12 protein-coding genes are annotated in these 14,776 nt (G+C 71.0%); 6 read left to right on the top strand and 6 right to left on the bottom strand.

What is annotated here, in order from left to right; genetic code table 11:
- Nucleotides 1-403: 403 nt before the first annotated feature.
- Nucleotides 404-2,299 carry a SpoIIE family protein phosphatase gene (locus tag HW130_RS18845; protein WP_177150781.1) on the top strand — a complete coding sequence of 632 codons (1,896 nt, stop codon included), beginning with the start codon at nucleotides 404-406 and terminating at the stop codon, nucleotides 2,297-2,299.
- 69 nt (nucleotides 2,300-2,368) lie between these two features.
- Here the strand turns inward: HW130_RS18845 and HW130_RS18850 are convergent, their stop codons facing one another.
- Nucleotides 2,369-4,597 (bottom strand): transglycosylase domain-containing protein, encoded by a 2,229-nt coding sequence (locus HW130_RS18850; protein ID WP_177150782.1) that lies wholly within the window; start codon nucleotides 4,595-4,597, stop codon nucleotides 2,369-2,371.
- A 251-nt stretch (nucleotides 4,598-4,848) separates the two neighbouring features.
- Here HW130_RS18850 and HW130_RS18855 point away from each other — a divergent pair, with 251 nt between their 5' ends.
- The 3 genes from HW130_RS18855 to HW130_RS18865 all read left to right on the top strand — a co-directional run bounded on the left by HW130_RS18855 (nucleotide 4,849) and on the right by HW130_RS18865 (nucleotide 6,721).
- Complete coding sequence (locus tag HW130_RS18855) at nucleotides 4,849-5,838, top strand: SPFH domain-containing protein (RefSeq protein ID WP_218183670.1); 990 nt, start codon at nucleotides 4,849-4,851, stop codon at nucleotides 5,836-5,838.
- Nucleotides 5,835-6,065 (top strand): hypothetical protein, encoded by a 231-nt coding sequence (locus HW130_RS18860; RefSeq protein ID WP_177150783.1) that lies wholly within the window; start codon nucleotides 5,835-5,837, stop codon nucleotides 6,063-6,065. The genes HW130_RS18855 and HW130_RS18860 overlap by 4 nt, the downstream gene beginning before the upstream one ends.
- Nucleotides 6,066-6,178: 113 nt before the next feature.
- Nucleotides 6,179-6,721, top strand: a complete 543-nt coding sequence (locus tag HW130_RS18865; RefSeq protein ID WP_177150784.1) for a PadR family transcriptional regulator — start codon at nucleotides 6,179-6,181, stop codon at nucleotides 6,719-6,721.
- Nucleotides 6,722-6,750: 29 nt separating this feature from the next.
- On the opposite strand, the gene HW130_RS18870 is transcribed toward HW130_RS18865, so the two are convergent.
- Nucleotides 6,751-7,692 carry a LysR substrate-binding domain-containing protein gene (locus HW130_RS18870; RefSeq protein ID WP_177150785.1) on the bottom strand — a complete coding sequence of 314 codons (942 nt, stop codon included), beginning with the start codon at nucleotides 7,690-7,692 and terminating at the stop codon, nucleotides 6,751-6,753.
- 131 nt (nucleotides 7,693-7,823) lie between these two features.
- On the opposite strand from HW130_RS18870, the gene HW130_RS18875 reads away from it, so the two are divergent.
- Both HW130_RS18875 and HW130_RS18880 read left to right on the top strand, forming a co-directional pair.
- Complete coding sequence (locus HW130_RS18875) at nucleotides 7,824-8,378, top strand: peroxiredoxin (RefSeq protein WP_177150786.1); 555 nt, start codon at nucleotides 7,824-7,826, stop codon at nucleotides 8,376-8,378.
- Between the two features lie 2 nt (nucleotides 8,379-8,380).
- A complete protein-coding gene (locus HW130_RS18880) occupies nucleotides 8,381-8,914 on the top strand; it encodes an alkyl hydroperoxide reductase (RefSeq protein ID WP_177150787.1) in 534 nt (177 codons plus the stop codon).
- 99 nt (nucleotides 8,915-9,013) lie between these two features.
- On the opposite strand, the gene HW130_RS18885 is transcribed toward HW130_RS18880, so the two are convergent.
- From HW130_RS18885 to HW130_RS18900, 4 genes are all read right to left on the bottom strand, one after another.
- The gene (locus HW130_RS18885) at nucleotides 9,014-9,769 is read right to left on the bottom strand and encodes a hypothetical protein (protein WP_177150788.1); all 756 of its coding nucleotides are present in this window, start codon (nucleotides 9,767-9,769) and stop codon (nucleotides 9,014-9,016) included.
- A complete protein-coding gene (locus tag HW130_RS18890; protein WP_177150789.1) occupies nucleotides 9,766-11,169 on the bottom strand; it encodes an AI-2E family transporter in 1,404 nt (467 codons plus the stop codon). Before HW130_RS18890 ends, HW130_RS18885 begins: the two co-directional genes overlap by 4 nt.
- Before the next feature lie 185 nt (nucleotides 11,170-11,354).
- A complete protein-coding gene (locus tag HW130_RS18895; RefSeq protein WP_177150790.1) occupies nucleotides 11,355-12,047 on the bottom strand; it encodes a lytic transglycosylase domain-containing protein in 693 nt (230 codons plus the stop codon).
- A 420-nt stretch (nucleotides 12,048-12,467) separates the two neighbouring features.
- Entirely contained in the window at nucleotides 12,468-13,790 is a 1,323-nt protein-coding gene (locus HW130_RS18900; protein WP_177150791.1) for a PhoH family protein, read from the bottom strand.
- Nucleotides 13,791-14,776: the final 986 nt, after the last annotated feature.

Consider the following 14,776-nt stretch of genomic DNA (forward strand, 5'->3'; position numbering starts at 1 on the left):
CGCGCCCGGGAAGGCCGACACTGAGCGAAGCTGGCCGAAACTTTGCGTTTCGCCGACCACTCCGCCCCGATCTCTCCGTTCCTGTCACCTCGCCGGTGACATCCAGGTGTCCGATTCGGAACAGTGAACGCGCTCCGGCGTATACGACCTCGTGAGACTCTTGATGCGCCCCCTGGGGGCAACCGTAGGATCGTCGTCCGCGAGGCTGCGCCGTACGAGGGAGAGCTGAGCGCAGACCGAGGACCGCACGTCAGCACGAGTCACCACGAGTCAGTACGAGTCATACAGGGGGTAGAGCCGTGCCGGATGCCCGCCACCCTGTCGACGCCGCCTCCAGAGCGGGTATACCGCCCCACGAGGCGGTTGCATCGCACAACCGGCCCGGACGGACGGAATCCCACGCGTGACGGAGCATCCCACCTCCCACGAAGGCCGGCAGCCCCTGGTTGCCCGGTCCCAGGAACGCACCCGGCCGCGGGCCGAGGCGGCCGGGGCCGCAGCCGTGCCTTCCGGACCGCCGCCGAAGCCGCAGCCCCAGACGCACTCCGTGCAGCCCCAGGTCGCCCACGCCCAGGACATCGCCGGCACCGCGCGCCGCGAGGGCGACCGGCTGCGCTTCGTGGGGGCCGCGACCCGGCGGATCGCGCGCGGGATCGACCTGGACGAGATCGTGCTCGGCCTGTGCCGGGCGACCGTGCCGACGTTCTCCGACGCGATCCTGGTCTACCTGCGCGACCCGCTGCCCGTGGGCGACGAGCGGCCCGTGTCGCCGTTCGTGCTCCGGCTGCGTCGCAGCGACCGGCTGCGTTTGAACACCCATGACGTCGACCAGGGCACCGGCCTCGCCATACCGCTGCTGGACCCGGGGGCCGACCTCGCGCCCGCCGCCGAGCTGTGCGAGGTGCGCTCTGGCGGCGCCCTGTCCGAGGTGCTGCGCGGAGTGCGGCCGGTCTTCGGCGACTCCGCGGCGGCCCGCGCAGCGCTGCCCGAACTCCTCGGCGACGGGCGCAGCGTGCCGAGCGGCCATCGGGCGATACTCGCCCCGCTCCGCGGCCGTCGCCGCGTGATCGGTGCCGCCGTCTTCCTGCGCCGACCCGACCGTCCGGCCTTCGAGCCGAACGACCTGCTGGTCGCGGCCCAACTCGCCACGCACACCGCACTCGGCATCGACAAAGCCGTGCTCTACGGGCGCGAGGCGTACATCGCCGACGAGTTGCAGCGCACGATGCTGCCCGACTCGCTGCCCCAGCCGACCGGCGTGAAGCTCGCCTCGCGCTACCTGCCGGCCGCCGAGACGGCCCGCGTCGGCGGCGACTGGTACGACGCGATCCCGCTGCCCGGCAGCCGGGTCGCGCTGGTCGTGGGCGACGTCATGGGCCACTCGATGAAGTCCGCGGCGATCATGGGTCAGCTGCGCACCACCGCGCAGACGCTCGCCGGCCTCGACCTGCCGCCGCAGGAGGTGCTGCACCACCTCGACGAGCAGGCCCAGCGGCTCGGCGCCGACCGGATGGCGACATGCCTGTACGCGGTCTACGACCCGGTCTCGCACCGCATCACCATCGCCAACGCCGGACACCCGCCGCCCATCCTGCTGCACCTGGGCGGGCGTGCCGAGGTGCTGCGAGTGCCGCCCGGCGCGCCGATCGGCGTCGGCGGCGTGGACTTCGAGGCGGTGGAGCTCGACGCCCCCGCCGGCGCGACGCTGCTGCTGTACACCGACGGTCTCGTCGAGTCGCGGCTGCGCGACGTCTGGACGGGCATCGAGCAGCTGCGCGAGCGCCTGGCCGACACCGCCCAGCTGACCGGCCCCGACCACTCGCCTCCGCTGGAGGCGCTGTGCGACGACGTGCTCGACATGCTGGGTCCCGGCGACCGGGACGACGACATCGCGCTGCTGGCGGCTCGTTTCGACGGGATCGCGCCCAGTGACGTCGCGTACTGGTTCCTGGAGCCGGAGGACGCGGCGCCGAGCCGCGCCCGCCGCCTGGCACGGCGTGCGCTCGCCCGCTGGGGCCTGGAGGAGCTGTCCGACTCGGTGGAGCTGCTGGTCAGCGAGGTGGTGACCAATGCCGTGCGGTACGCGGAGCGTCCCGTCACGCTGCGGCTGCTGCGCACGGACGTGCTGCGCTGCGAGGTCGGCGACGACTCCCCGCAGCTGCCGAGGCAGCGCAGGGCCCGGGACACCGACGAGGGCGGCCGGGGCCTGTTCCTGGTGAACCGCATGGCGAGGCGGTGGGGGGCGACCCGGCTGTCGACCGGCAAGGTCGTCTGGTTCGAGCTGCCCGCCCGGCCCTGACTGTTCGTATACGGCTGCGCCCCGGGATCCGGCCGGATCCCGGGGCGCAGCCGTATACGACCGTGGTCGTCAGTCGTTCGGCCTCAGCTGGTCGTTGCTTCCTTCGCCGGTGCCGTCACCGGGCTCGACCGGCGGCGTGAACGTCGTGCCGTCCGTCGGGTCCGGATCCAACGTCTCGGACTGGGTCGGCGTCGGGTCCGGATCCAACGTCTCGGACTGGGTCGGCGTCGGGTCCGGGTCCTCGGTCTCGGACTGGGTCGGCGTCGGGTCCGGGTCCTCGGTCTCGCTCTGCGTCGGCGTCGGGTCCGGATCCGGTACCGCGATCTCCGCCAGGTCCAGGTCGAACCGCGCGTCCGAGCCGCCGCCGAGCGCGCCCAGCGTGTAGTCGGCCCAGATCCTGGCCGGGAAGCCGCCGCCGCTGGCGCGGCCGGAGTTCGCGGTGCCGGTCAGCGACACCTGGCCGCCGCCGTCCTTGGGCGACTCACCGAACAGGGCGACCACGGTGACGAGTTCGGGCGTGTAGCCGGCGAACCACGCCGAGCGGTTGTTCTCCGAGGTACCGGTCTTGCCGGCCGCCTGGTAGGCGCTGCTGGCGGCCGCCTGGCCGGAGCCGTTCCTGACCACACCGGTCAGGCCGGCGGTCACGGTGTCGGCCGTCTCGCGGCTGACCACCCGGTCGCCGATCGGATCGGGCAGGTCGACCTGGCGGTCCTTGTGCTCGGCCTTGGCGACGATCGTGGGCGTGACCTTGCGGCCGTGGTTGTCGAGGGTGGCGTACACCCCGGCCATGTCCCACGTGGAAGCGCCCATGGTGCCGAGCGAGATCGCCGGCCGCAGCGGGAAGTTCTTGTCCGGCACGCCCAGGTCGAGCGCCGTCTCCTTCACATTGTCGAGTCCGACGTCCACGGCCATCTGCGCGAAGGCGGAGTTGATCGACCTGTTCAGCGAGGTCTGGACGGTGACCGGGCCGTGGCTGCGGCCGAGGTCGTTCTGCGGGGCGAACGGGGTGTCGCTGCCGACGACCGGTCGCCTGCTCGTGCCGTCGTAGACGGTGTTGAGGCCGATGGGGACGCCGTCCTGGGTCTTCGAGCCGTTCTCCAGCGCGGAGGCGAAGACGACCGGCTTGAAGGTGGAGGCGGGCTGGTAGTCGGAGCGGGTGGCGTTCGACAGCCAGTGCTGCGTGGCGTCCACACCGCCGTAGAGCGCGAGGACCTTGCCCGTCTCGGGGTCGACCGAGGTCGCACCGGCCTGCACGGTGGCGTCGACCTTGTTGCCGTTGCGGTCCAGTTCGTCCTCGAGCTGCTCCTTGACGGCCTTCTCCAGCTGCTTCTGCTTCTTGGAGTCGACGTTCAGGGTGATCGTCCAGCCGCCGGCGTCGAGGTCCTCCTCGTCGAGCCCCTGGCGGGCCAGCTCCTTCTTGGCGGCGTCGACGAGGTAACCGGCCTGGCCGGCCATGCCGGGTGCGGCCTTGGGCGCCTTGGGGACGGGGAACTTCAGACCCGCGCGCTCACCCGCGTCCAGCCAGCCCTCCTCGACCATGTTGTCCAGGACGTAGTTCCAGCGCTCGGTCACCAGCTTCTTGCCGGTGTCCGAGGCCATCGCCCAGTCGTACTGATTGGGCGCCTGGAGGAGGGCTGCGAGGTAAGCGCCCTGAGCCACGGTCAGCTTGTCGGCGTCGACGCCGTAGTACGCCTGGGACGCGGCCTGGATGCCATAGGCCCCTCGGCCGTAGAAGCTGGTGTTGATGTAGCCGGCGAGGATCTCGCGCTTGCCCTTCTCCCGGTCCACCTTGAGGGAGATCACCAGCTCCTTGAGCTTGCGGGTGACCGTCTGATCCTGGTTCAGGTAGTAGTTCTTCACGTACTGCTGCGTGATCGTGGAACCACCCTGCTTGCCCTGCCCCGTGAGGGTGTTCTTCACGCCGCGGAGGGTGCCCTTGAGGTCGACGCCCGAGTCCTCGAAGAAGGTCTTGTTCTCGGCGGCGACGAAGGTGTACTGGACGTCCCGGGGGATCTCGTCCAGGCCGACGATCTCCCGGTTGACCTCGCCGGTACGGGCCAGGATCTTGCCGTCGCTGTACTTGTAGACGTTGCTCTGCATCTTGGCCTGGGCGTTCGCCTCGGGCACCGGGACCATCAGGTAGATCACGAAGAACGCGCCCATGGCCACCAGGCAGATGCCGAAGAAGGTGCCCAGCAGCTTCCTCCAGGTGAAGAAGCGGCGTATGCCCGTGGGTCTCGCCCTCCCGGCCCGGCGCGCACCGCGCTGCCGAGCCTGTCGCTCTTCCGCTCGGCCCATCGCTTCGTCGCTCCGCTTCTTCGGTCGTCGGTCGCCGGTCCCCGCCCGTGCCCGCACAAGGAGGCGGGGGCGGGAATCAGCTCAGAAAGGTAACACCGGACGGACGGACAAAGAGGAACCGATCCGCCCTTTTCCTGACGTGAGAATGAGCACCCCCGTCCGTAGGAACCGACTCATGAGAGGCGTGCAGGGTTGCCTGCGTGCGTTAAAGTGATATCACTTTGCTAGACCATGGGAACGGGGAGTGGATCATGTCCGGAACGAGTGGGGCGAGGCCGCAGGAGACGCCGGCGACGAGCGGAGGACCGTCCGGGGCGGCGGAGCGCGCCGGGGCCGAGGTACCGCGGATACCGGCGCCGCGGGTGCGCGAGTTCCCCGCACACAGCATCGGCGGCGGCCTCGCGCTGCTGCTGGGACTGCTCGGGCTCGCCGCGGGCGTGGCCCTGATCGTCGCCGGGGCGGCGTACACGTCGGGCGGGACGAAGGCACTGCTGATCGTGGGGGGCGTCCTGGTCGGACTCGCCGCCTTCCTCGGGATGTGCGGACTGAACACGGTCGCACCCGGCGAGGCGCGGGTGGTCCAGCTGTTCGGCCGCTACCGGGGCACGATCCGCACGGACGGCCTGCGCTGGGTCAACCCGTTCACGTCGCGGGAGAAGATCTCGACCAGGGTGCGCAACCACGAGACCGCGGTCCTGAAGGTCAACGACGCGTACGGCAACCCGATCGAGCTCGCGGCCGTCGTGGTGTGGAAGGTCGAGGACACCGCGCAGGCGATGTTCGAGGTGGACGACTTCCTGGAGTTCGTCTCGACGCAGACGGAGGCGGCCGTGCGGCACATCGCGATCGAGTACCCGTACGACGCCCACGACGAGGAGGGCCTGTCGCTGCGCGGCAACGCCGAGGAGATCACCGAGAAGCTCGCGGTCGAACTGCACGCGCGGGTGGAGGCGGCGGGTGTCCACATCATCGAGTCCCGCTTCACCCACCTCGCGTACGCTCCGGAGATCGCCTCCGCGATGCTGCAGCGCCAGCAGGCGGGTGCGGTGGTGGCGGCGCGGCGTCAGATCGTGGACGGCGCGGTGGGCATGGTCGAGGCGGCCCTGTCCCGGCTCACCGAACAGGACATCGTGGAACTGGACTCGGAGCGCAAGGCGGCGATGGTGTCGAACCTGATGGTGGTGCTGTGCGGCGACCGCGCGGCGCAGCCGGTCCTCAACACGGGCACGCTCTACCAGTGACGCCGCCGCCTCCGCCCGAGCGCAAGCAGGTACTGCTGCGGCTCGACCCCGCGGTGTACGAGGCGCTGGCCCGCTGGGCCGGCGACGAGTTGCGCAGCACGAACGCGCAGATCGAGTTCGTGCTGCGCCGCGCGCTGGCGGAGGCGGGCCGCCTCCCGGGCGGCCTCGGCCCGATGGCCCGCCGCGGCCGCCCCCGGAAGACGGCGGAGCCCCCGGGCGAGGGGTAGGGCGGGGTGGAACGGGCCCTCCTACGCCCTGCGGGCGTGGGAGGACCTCCAGCGTCTACGGCTGCGCGGCGGCCCACCCGCCCCCGCTATACACCCCGTGTACTGTGCCGCCCATGTCCATCGGCCACACCCTCCTCGCCCTCCTCGAATCCGGTCCCCGCCACGGGTACGACCTCAAGCACGCCTTCGACGAGCGGTTCGGGCAGGACCGGCCGCTGCACTACGGGCAGGTGTACTCCACCATGTCGCGGCTGCTGCGGAACGGGCTCGTCGAGGTCGACGCCATCGAGGCGGGCGGCGGACCCGAGCGCAAGCGGTACGCGATCACCGACGCGGGGACCGCGGATGTGTCCGAGTGGCTCGCGCGGCCCGAGAAGCCCGAGCCGTATCTGCAGTCGACCCTCTACACGAAGGTCGTCCTCGCGCTCCTCACCGGCCGCGACGCCGCCGGGCTGCTCGACGCCCAGCGCGCCGAGCACCTGCGGCTGACGCGTGAGGTCACCGAGCGCAAGCGCCACGCCGACATCGCCGGCCAACTGATCTGCGACCACGCGCTGTTCCACGTCGAGGCCGATCTACGCTGGATCGAACTCACCGGCACCCGGCTCGACCAGCTCGCCGCGGCGGTCAACAGCGGTCACAGGTTTACAGTTTGAGCCGTTCCGGCGGCGGGCGGGACCCGGGATCAGGTCACGACGCGCACCGGCAGCTCGGCCAGCGCTCCTCTGAGCGCCTCGGCCAGTTCCTCGAACTCCTCGCTCCGCGCCGTGCCCGACCGCATCGCCAGGGCGATCCGGCGCGACGGGGCCGGGTCCGCGAAGCGGCCCGCCCGCAGGCCGCCGCGGGACGTCTCCACGTCGACGGCGGTGTGCGGGAGCAGCGTCACCCCGAGGCCGCCCGCCACGAGCTGCACCAGGGTCGACAGCCCGGCCGCCGTCGTGGTGACCGCGGCGCCCTCCGTGCGGCCTGCCTCGCGGCAGATGTCGAGCGCCTGGTCGCGCAGGCAGTGGCCCTCGTCCAGGAGCAGCAGATGGAGGTCGCGCAACGCCTCCCGGGGGATGTCCGACCGGTCGGCCAGCTCGTGGTCACGGGGGGTGACGAGCACGAAGTCCTCGTCGAACAGGGGGAGTTCGGTGACGCCCGGGACCCCCAGCGGCACCGCGAGCAGCAGCAGGTCCAGACGCCCCGCCGCCAGGCCGTCCAGCAGGGACGACGTCTGTTCCTCGTGGACCTGCAGGTCCAGTTCCGGGTAGCGCTGGTGCACAAGGCGCAGGACCGCCGGCAGCAGATAGGGCGCGACCGTGGGGATCACCCCGAGCCGGAGCACACCCGTGAACGGGGCGCGGACCGCCTCGGCCTCCTCCATCAGCTCGCCGACCGCGTCGAGCACGGCCTTGGCGCGCACCGCGACGCGCTCGCCGGCCGGGGAGAGCAGTACCTTGCGCGTCGTGCGCTCCAGGAGCTGGACACCGAGTGCCTCCTCCAGGGCCGAGACGGCCCCGGAGAGCGCGGGCTGACTCATCCCGATCGCCGCCGCGGCGTCCCGGAAGTGCAGATGCTCCGCCACGGCAGCGAAGGCGCGCAGTTGCGCGATGCTCGGCTGTTTGACCCTGTTCACCGTGCCCACTGATAAGCACCTCCGATCGTTATGACCGAGTCTAGCTATTTCCGCGATCAATGCTCTCTGTGCCACTATCAAGATCCGTCCAACCCCCTGGAAGACCCCAAAAGGGACCTTCCTCCATGCAAGGAGAGCGCGTGCTCACTGTCGGTGACCACTTCCCCACGTTCGAGCTGACCGCCTGCGTCTCGCTGGAGAGCGGCAAGGAGTTCGAGACCATCACCCACAAGTCCTACGAGGGCAAGTGGAAGGTCGTCTTCGCGTGGCCGAAGGACTTCACCTTCGTCTGCCCGACCGAGATCGCCGCGTTCGGCAAGCTGAACGACGAGTTCGCCGACCGTGACGCCCAGATCCTCGGCTTCTCCGGCGACTCCGAGTTCGTCCACCACGCCTGGCGCAAGGACCACGCGGACCTGCGTGACCTGCCCTTCCCGATGATGGCCGACTCCAAGCACGAGCTGATGCGCGACCTCGGCATCGAGGGCGAGGACGGCTTCGCGCAGCGTGCCGTCTTCATCGTCGACCCGAACAACGAGATCCAGTTCACCATGGTGACCGCCGGCTCCGTCGGCCGTAACCCCAAGGAGGTCCTGCGGGTGCTGGACGCCCTGCAGACCGACGAGCTGTGCCCGTGCAACTGGACCAAGGGCGAGAACACCCTCGACCCGGTCGCGCTCCTGGCCGGTGAGTGACCATGGCACTCGATGAACTCAAGTCCGCCATACCGGACTTCGCCAAGGACCTGAAGCTGAACCTCGGTTCGGTCATCGGCAACAGCGAGCTTCCGCAGCAGCAGCTGTGGGGCACCGTGCTGGCCTGCGCGATCGCGTCGCGTTCGCCCAAGGTGCTGAGCGAGCTGGAGCCGGAGGCCAAGGCGAACCTCTCCCCCGAGGCGTACACGGCCGCCAAGTCCGCCGCCGCGATCATGGCGATGAACAACGTCTTCTACCGGACCCGGCACCTGCTGTCGGACCCCGAGTACGGGACGCTGCGCGCCGGTCTGCGGATGAACGTCATCGGCAACCCCGGTGTGGAGAAGGTCGACTTCGAGCTGTGGTCGCTCGCCGTCTCCGCCATCAACGGCTGCGGCCAGTGCCTCGACTCCCACGAGCAGGTGCTGCGCAAGGCCGGCGTGGACCGCGAGACGGTCCAGGAAGCGGTCAAGATCGCCGCGGTGATCCAGGCCGTCGGCACGACGCTGGACGCCGAAGCCGTCCTGGCCGGCTGACCGCGCCCGAATGCGGCGAAGGGCCCTGCCGAACCATCCGGTTCGGCAGGGCCCTTCGTACGCCCCGCTCCCCCGCACCAGCGGCCTGCGGCTCTCGGCTCAGCTCCTGAGCGTGGCCATCAGCTCCTGCATGTCCTGCACCAGAAGCCCTTCCAGCTCGGTCACGTCCGTGGCCGGGTCCCCGCTCTCCGGGTCCCAGTCACCGGTCACCGCGATGCTGAGCTCCGCCTGCCCGTCCAGCACGTCGAGCGTGATCGTCGAGCCGCCCTCGCCCCGCGCGACATGGGCCCGCTCGCCGATGCCTGTGATCACGGCGGCCTCGGTCTCGGTGCCCCATGCCTTCTGCCGGGCGAGGACCGCGCCGTCGAACTCGGGTCCCGGGTCGGTCCTCTTGTGCAGGGTGTAGCTGATGTAGACGCTGGGCAGCGAGATCATCTCGTTGCCCTCCTCGTCGACCTCGGGCTTGTACCCGGTGGGCTTCAGCTCGACCGAGCACTGGGCGTCGTCCATGGTCGCGTGCTCGAACTGCGTCGGCATCCCCTCGCCCTCGCGCTTGCCGAGCGCCGCCTGCAGGTTCTTCAGCCGTGCCGCCTTGCACAGATTGTCCGTGGCCCGGTACCCGCCGAGGTCCGGGTCCTGGCCCCCGAACGCGTACAGCCCGCCCGCCCACACCGCTGACGCGGCGACCGCGCCGCCGAGCGCCCACAGCCACGCCCGGCGCGGCCCGCGCGGGCCGGGAGAGGTCACGGCGTCGTCCGTGACGCCTCCGCCGTCCGTTCCGGGAGCGGACACCGCGCCGAGGGTCTGCGGCGCGGCGAACGACTCCTCCCCCACCAGTTCCGGCTCGGAGATCACTGCTGCTCCTCGGTTTCGTCGGGGCGCTGCTCGGACGGCTGCTCGGACGGCTGCGCGGGTGCGGCGGGCGGGGTCGTGGGCGGGGTCGTGGGCGGGGTGGTGGGGGCGGGACCCGCCGCGGGCGCCGCGTCCAGGGACGTCGAACCGTGCGGCGGCGGGGAGTGCCGCAGTGTCTGCTCCTTGCCGTACGCCCGCAGGTAGCCGACGACCGTGTTGGTGACCGCGACCAGGGGCACGGCGACCACCGCGCCGCCGATGCCGGCGGTCAGGCCGCCCGCGGCGACGGACAGGACGACCGCCAGCGGATGCACGCGCACCGCACGGCCGAGGATGAAGGGCTGGAGCACGTGGCCCTCGATCTGCTGCACGGCGAGGACCACGAGGAGCACCATCAGCGCCGTGAACACGCCCTGGGTGACGAGCCCGACCACGACCGCGAGGGCGCCCGAGACGACCGCGCCGACGAGCGGGATGAAGGCGAAGAGGAAGATGAACACGGCCAGCGGCACAGCCAGCGGGACCTCGAGGAACCAGAGGCCGAGACCGATGAAGATCGCGTCGATCAGAGCGACCAGGACCGTGCCGCGCACATACGCGGTGAGCGTGCGCCACGCGCGGGGCCCGGCGCCCGCCACCCCCGGACGGGCCTGCGCCGGGACGAGTTTGAGCGTCCACTCCCAGATGCGCTTGCCGTCGTAGAGCAGGAAGAGCGTCGAGAACATCGCCAGCAGTATCCCGGTCAGGACCTCGACCATCACGGTCACGCCCTGGAGACCGGCGGAGGTGATCTCCTCGGTGTTGGTACCGATCGTGTCGCTGAGGTTCTGCGCGATGTCGTTGATCTGGCTCTCGGTGACATGGAACGGGCTGTCCAGGAGCCAGCGTTTGAGCTCGTCGATACCGTCGCGGACGCGGTCGGAGACGTTGTCGAGGTTGTCCATGACCTGCCAGACCACGAACCAGCCCACGAGCCCCATGACGACGAAGCCGAGGATGGCGGTGACGGCCGTGGCGAACCCGTGCGGCAGACCCAGCTTCCGCAGCCTGCCGACGGTGGGCTGGAGCATGGCGGTGACGAGCAGCGCGGCGACGAAGGCGAGCACCACGAGCTGTACGGCGCTGATGGCACGCATCAGCACCCAGAGCGTGCCGGCGAGGACGAGCAGCCGCCAGCCTGCCTCGGCCGCGACGCGGATGCCCCAGGGGATCGCGGCGACCGGATCGGGCCGCGCCGCGACGGCGGGCGCGTACGCGGGCGGTGGCGGGACGCTGTCCGGCGCCGGCACGACGGCCGGCAGGTCGTCGTCCGCCACGGCCTCCTTGCGGCGCTCGTCCAGGCGCTCTCCGATCCGGGTGAGCTCGGCGCCCACGCGGCCGAACCACCCTGGAACCTTCGACATGATGCTCCCTCTTGTCCCCGCCACTCTCTCCCCTGCGCCCTGAGAGCGCGGGCGGTGCCCCCCACCTGCGCCTGGGGACGCGGGCGGTGCCGCCGACCCGGGAGTAACGGACACCGACCGTACACGCACGAAGCCCCTCACCGTAGGACGGTGAGGGGCTCCCTGAAGTTGAGCGCCTGGCGAATCTAGTACCAGTGGTTCGCCTGCCAGAAGGACCACGCGCCGCACGGGCTGCCGTAGCGTCCGTCCATGTAGCTCAGGCCCCACTTGATCTGGGTGGCCGGGTTCGTCTGCCAGTCGGCGCCGGCCGACGACATCTTGGAGCCCGGGAGCGCCTGGACGAGGCCGTACGCACCCGAAGAGGGGTTGGACGCACGGTAGTTCCAGCTCGACTCGTGGTCCACGATGTTGCTGAAGCACTGGAACTGGTCGGCGGGGACCATCTGGCGTGCCATCGCCTGGACCTCGGCGACCGTGTACGAGGCCTGCGCGGAGAAGCTGGACGCCGAGCGGACCGCGTCGCGGTTGGCGCGCGCCTCCGCCTCCTCGCGCTCGCGCTCCGCCTGCTCGTCCGCCGCCGCCTTCTTGGCCTCGGCGGTCTTGGCAGCCTGGATGCGGGCCGATTCCTCGGCGGACTTCTTGGCGGCCGCGTCAGCGGCAGCGGCCTGTGCTTCGGCCTGCTGCGTCAGGGACGAGACCTGCACCTGGGCCTGCTCGCCCATGGGAATGTCCGCGAGGAGCGTCGTGTCGGCTGCCGTCGCCTCGAGGTTGTCCCCCGACGGCTGGGTGTTGCCCGACGCGACGCCGACGACGGCTCCGACGGTGGTGACCGCAGTTGCCGAGGCGACTGCGAATCCCCGGACCGAGATCCGGCTCACACGTTGTCCTTCCAGCATCGCCCGCATAGGTGACCTCGCGAGCGCAATCGTGCCCCTGGCGCTGGCCTCCCCACTGCTTGGGTCACGGGAGGCGCGGGCCCGGCGGGCAACTCCTCTGCGGAGATGCCTCGTGGTACTCGCGGGCGGCATGCGGCGGCATGTCTTGAGTTGTGTGTTGCTGTGCACCACGAAAGGTGCGGATGTGCCGCATGCGGGGCCTGACGGAAGCAAGACTCTGCCGGAAGCCGACGCCGCAAGGCAATTCTTCGTTGCGTGTGAAAGCTCACACCCTGTTTGCACCAGGGGTTTTGAAGGAAACGCCGGACAGCACGACGCCGCCCGGCTACGCTCTTGCGCTTCGCCGGGCGGCGTCAACTGGCTTGTCCCTTTTGCCGGACAGGCCCCCAGGGATGTGGCCCGCTAAATGTGTCCGTCCTCCAGCATTTCGGTCACGAGCGCCGCGATCTGCGAGCGCTCGGAGCGGTTGAGGGTGACGTGGGCGAAGAGCGGATGCCCCTTCAGTTTCTCGACGACGGCGACGACTCCGTCGTACCGGCCGACGCGCAGATTGTCCCGCTGCGCCACGTCATGGGTGAGGACGACCCGGGAATTCGCCCCGACCCGGGACAGAACGGTCAGCAGGACGTTCCGCTCCAACGACTGGGCCTCGTCGACGATGACGAACGCGTCGTGCAGCGAGCGGCCCCGGATGTGCGTGAGCGGCAGCACCTCCAGCATGCCGCGGCCGAGCACCTCCTCGATCACCTCGCGTCCCGCCACGGCCGAGAGCGTGTCGAACACCGCCTGCGCCCACGGGCTCATCTTCTCGGCCTCGGTACCCGGCAGATACCCGAGCTCCTGGCCGCCCACCGCGTACAGCGGCCGGAAGACCATCACCTTCTGGTGCTGCCTGCGCTCCAGGACGGCTTCCAGGCCGGCGCACAGCGCGAGCGCCGACTTGCCGGTGCCGGCACGCCCGCCCAGCGAGACGATGCCGACCTCCTGGTCGAGGAGGAGGTCGAGCGCGATGCGCTGCTCGGCGCTGCGGCCGTGGATGCCGAACGCCTCCCGGTCCCCGCGCACCAGCCGGACGTTGCCCTCGGCGGTGACGCGGCCGAGGGCCTTGCCGCGCTCGGACTGCAGCACGAGACCGGTGTGGACCGGCAGCTCGGCCGCTTCGGGGACGTACAGCGTCTCCTCCCCGTACAGCAGGTCCACCTGCTCGGCGGACAGGGGCAGCTCCGCCATGCCGGTCCAGCCGGTGTCGGTGATGGCCAGCTCCGCGCGGTACTCCTCGGCGAGCAGACCGACGGAGGACGCCTTGATGCGCAGCGGCAGGTCCTTGGAGACGACCGTGACGTCGTACCCCTCGGCCTGGAGGTTGCGCGCCACGGCGAGGATGCGGGAGTCGTTGTCCCCCAGCCGGAAGCCGGCCGGAAGCACGCCGGGATCCTGGTGGTTGAGCTCCACGCGCAGCGAGCCGCCGAGGTCGCCGATCGGCAGGGGTGCGTCGAGACGGCCGTACCGGATGCGGAAGTCGTCCAGCAGGCGCAGGGCCTGACGGGCGAAGTAACCGAGCTCCGGATGGTGCCTCTTGGCCTCCAGCTCCGTGATCACCACGATCGGCAGTACGACCTCGTGCTCGTCGAAGCGGCTCATGGCGTGCGGGTCGGCCAGCAGGACGCTGGTGTCGAGAACGTAGGTGCGCCGGTCGGGCATGCGGCGCTTTGTGCTGTTCACCACGGAAGGACGTACCCCCTCGGACGAGGTCGGGGTGCGACGGCGTCGCGGACCATTGCGTCTTCCGCCGAAGCGGACGACGGGCCGGGCCGGCCTGCTGCACGGGCCGAGCGCCGGCCCTCCGCGTGGTCCGCACCAAAGGTGCAGTCCTTCGTGTGCAAAGGGCCTCCCGGGTGAGCGGTGTCGGCCGCTCACTGAGATACGACGTTCGTGGATCGGACGTCGACCTGGAGGGGGTATTCCCTCGAACGCGTGCGGCCATGCCAGGGCATATGTCGTCGCGGCGGTGAACACCCGGTGACACGCCCTGTGCCGGCTGGTCCGGGGCGGCTGCCCCCGGACCCCCGCGCCTCGAACGCCGACGTGGCTGTTCTGCGCGATGCACCCGTTCGGGCTCCGTCTCCTGACCCCGTGCACGCCCCGGACCACGCCTCAAACGCCGCCGAGGCCGCTTGTGCGCAACGCGCCCGTTCGGGCTGCGCCCCGGACGACGCCTCAAAAACGCCGACGGGGCTGCCTGTGCGCAATCCACCCGTTCGGGCACCACCGCAGCCCCCGCGCCCCAAACGCCGACGGGGCCGCTGTGCGACGCGCCCCTTGGAGCCGCACCCCACGTCCCCGCCTCACACACCGGCGAGGCCATCTGTGCGCAACCCACCCGTTCGGCCCCCACGCCCCGTGCCCCCGAACGCCGACAGTGGGGTCCGATACAGCCCTCTGACGTGGCTCCCACGGCCGCCAGGCCGTAGGGAGAGTTAGAGGACGCCGCGCGAAGCGCGGTACGGGGCCCGGGGCGGAGCCCCGAAGCATGCGCCCGCCAGGGCGCAGGGCGACGGGGGTCTGGGGCCTCCCCCAGTTACGGGAAGGGGCGGGGTGGGGGAAGCGCGCCCGCCAAAGCCCGGCCCGCGGCCGCGACACAGGCCGGCCCCGTCGGCGATCGAGGCGGGGGCTCGGGGCCGGAGCCGGCAGTAGCGGGAGAGGCGGCGAGG

Origin of the sequence: Streptomyces sp. PKU-EA00015 (assembly GCF_013387495.1) — a bacterium.
Classification (GTDB): domain Bacteria; phylum Actinomycetota; class Actinomycetes; order Streptomycetales; family Streptomycetaceae; genus Streptomyces.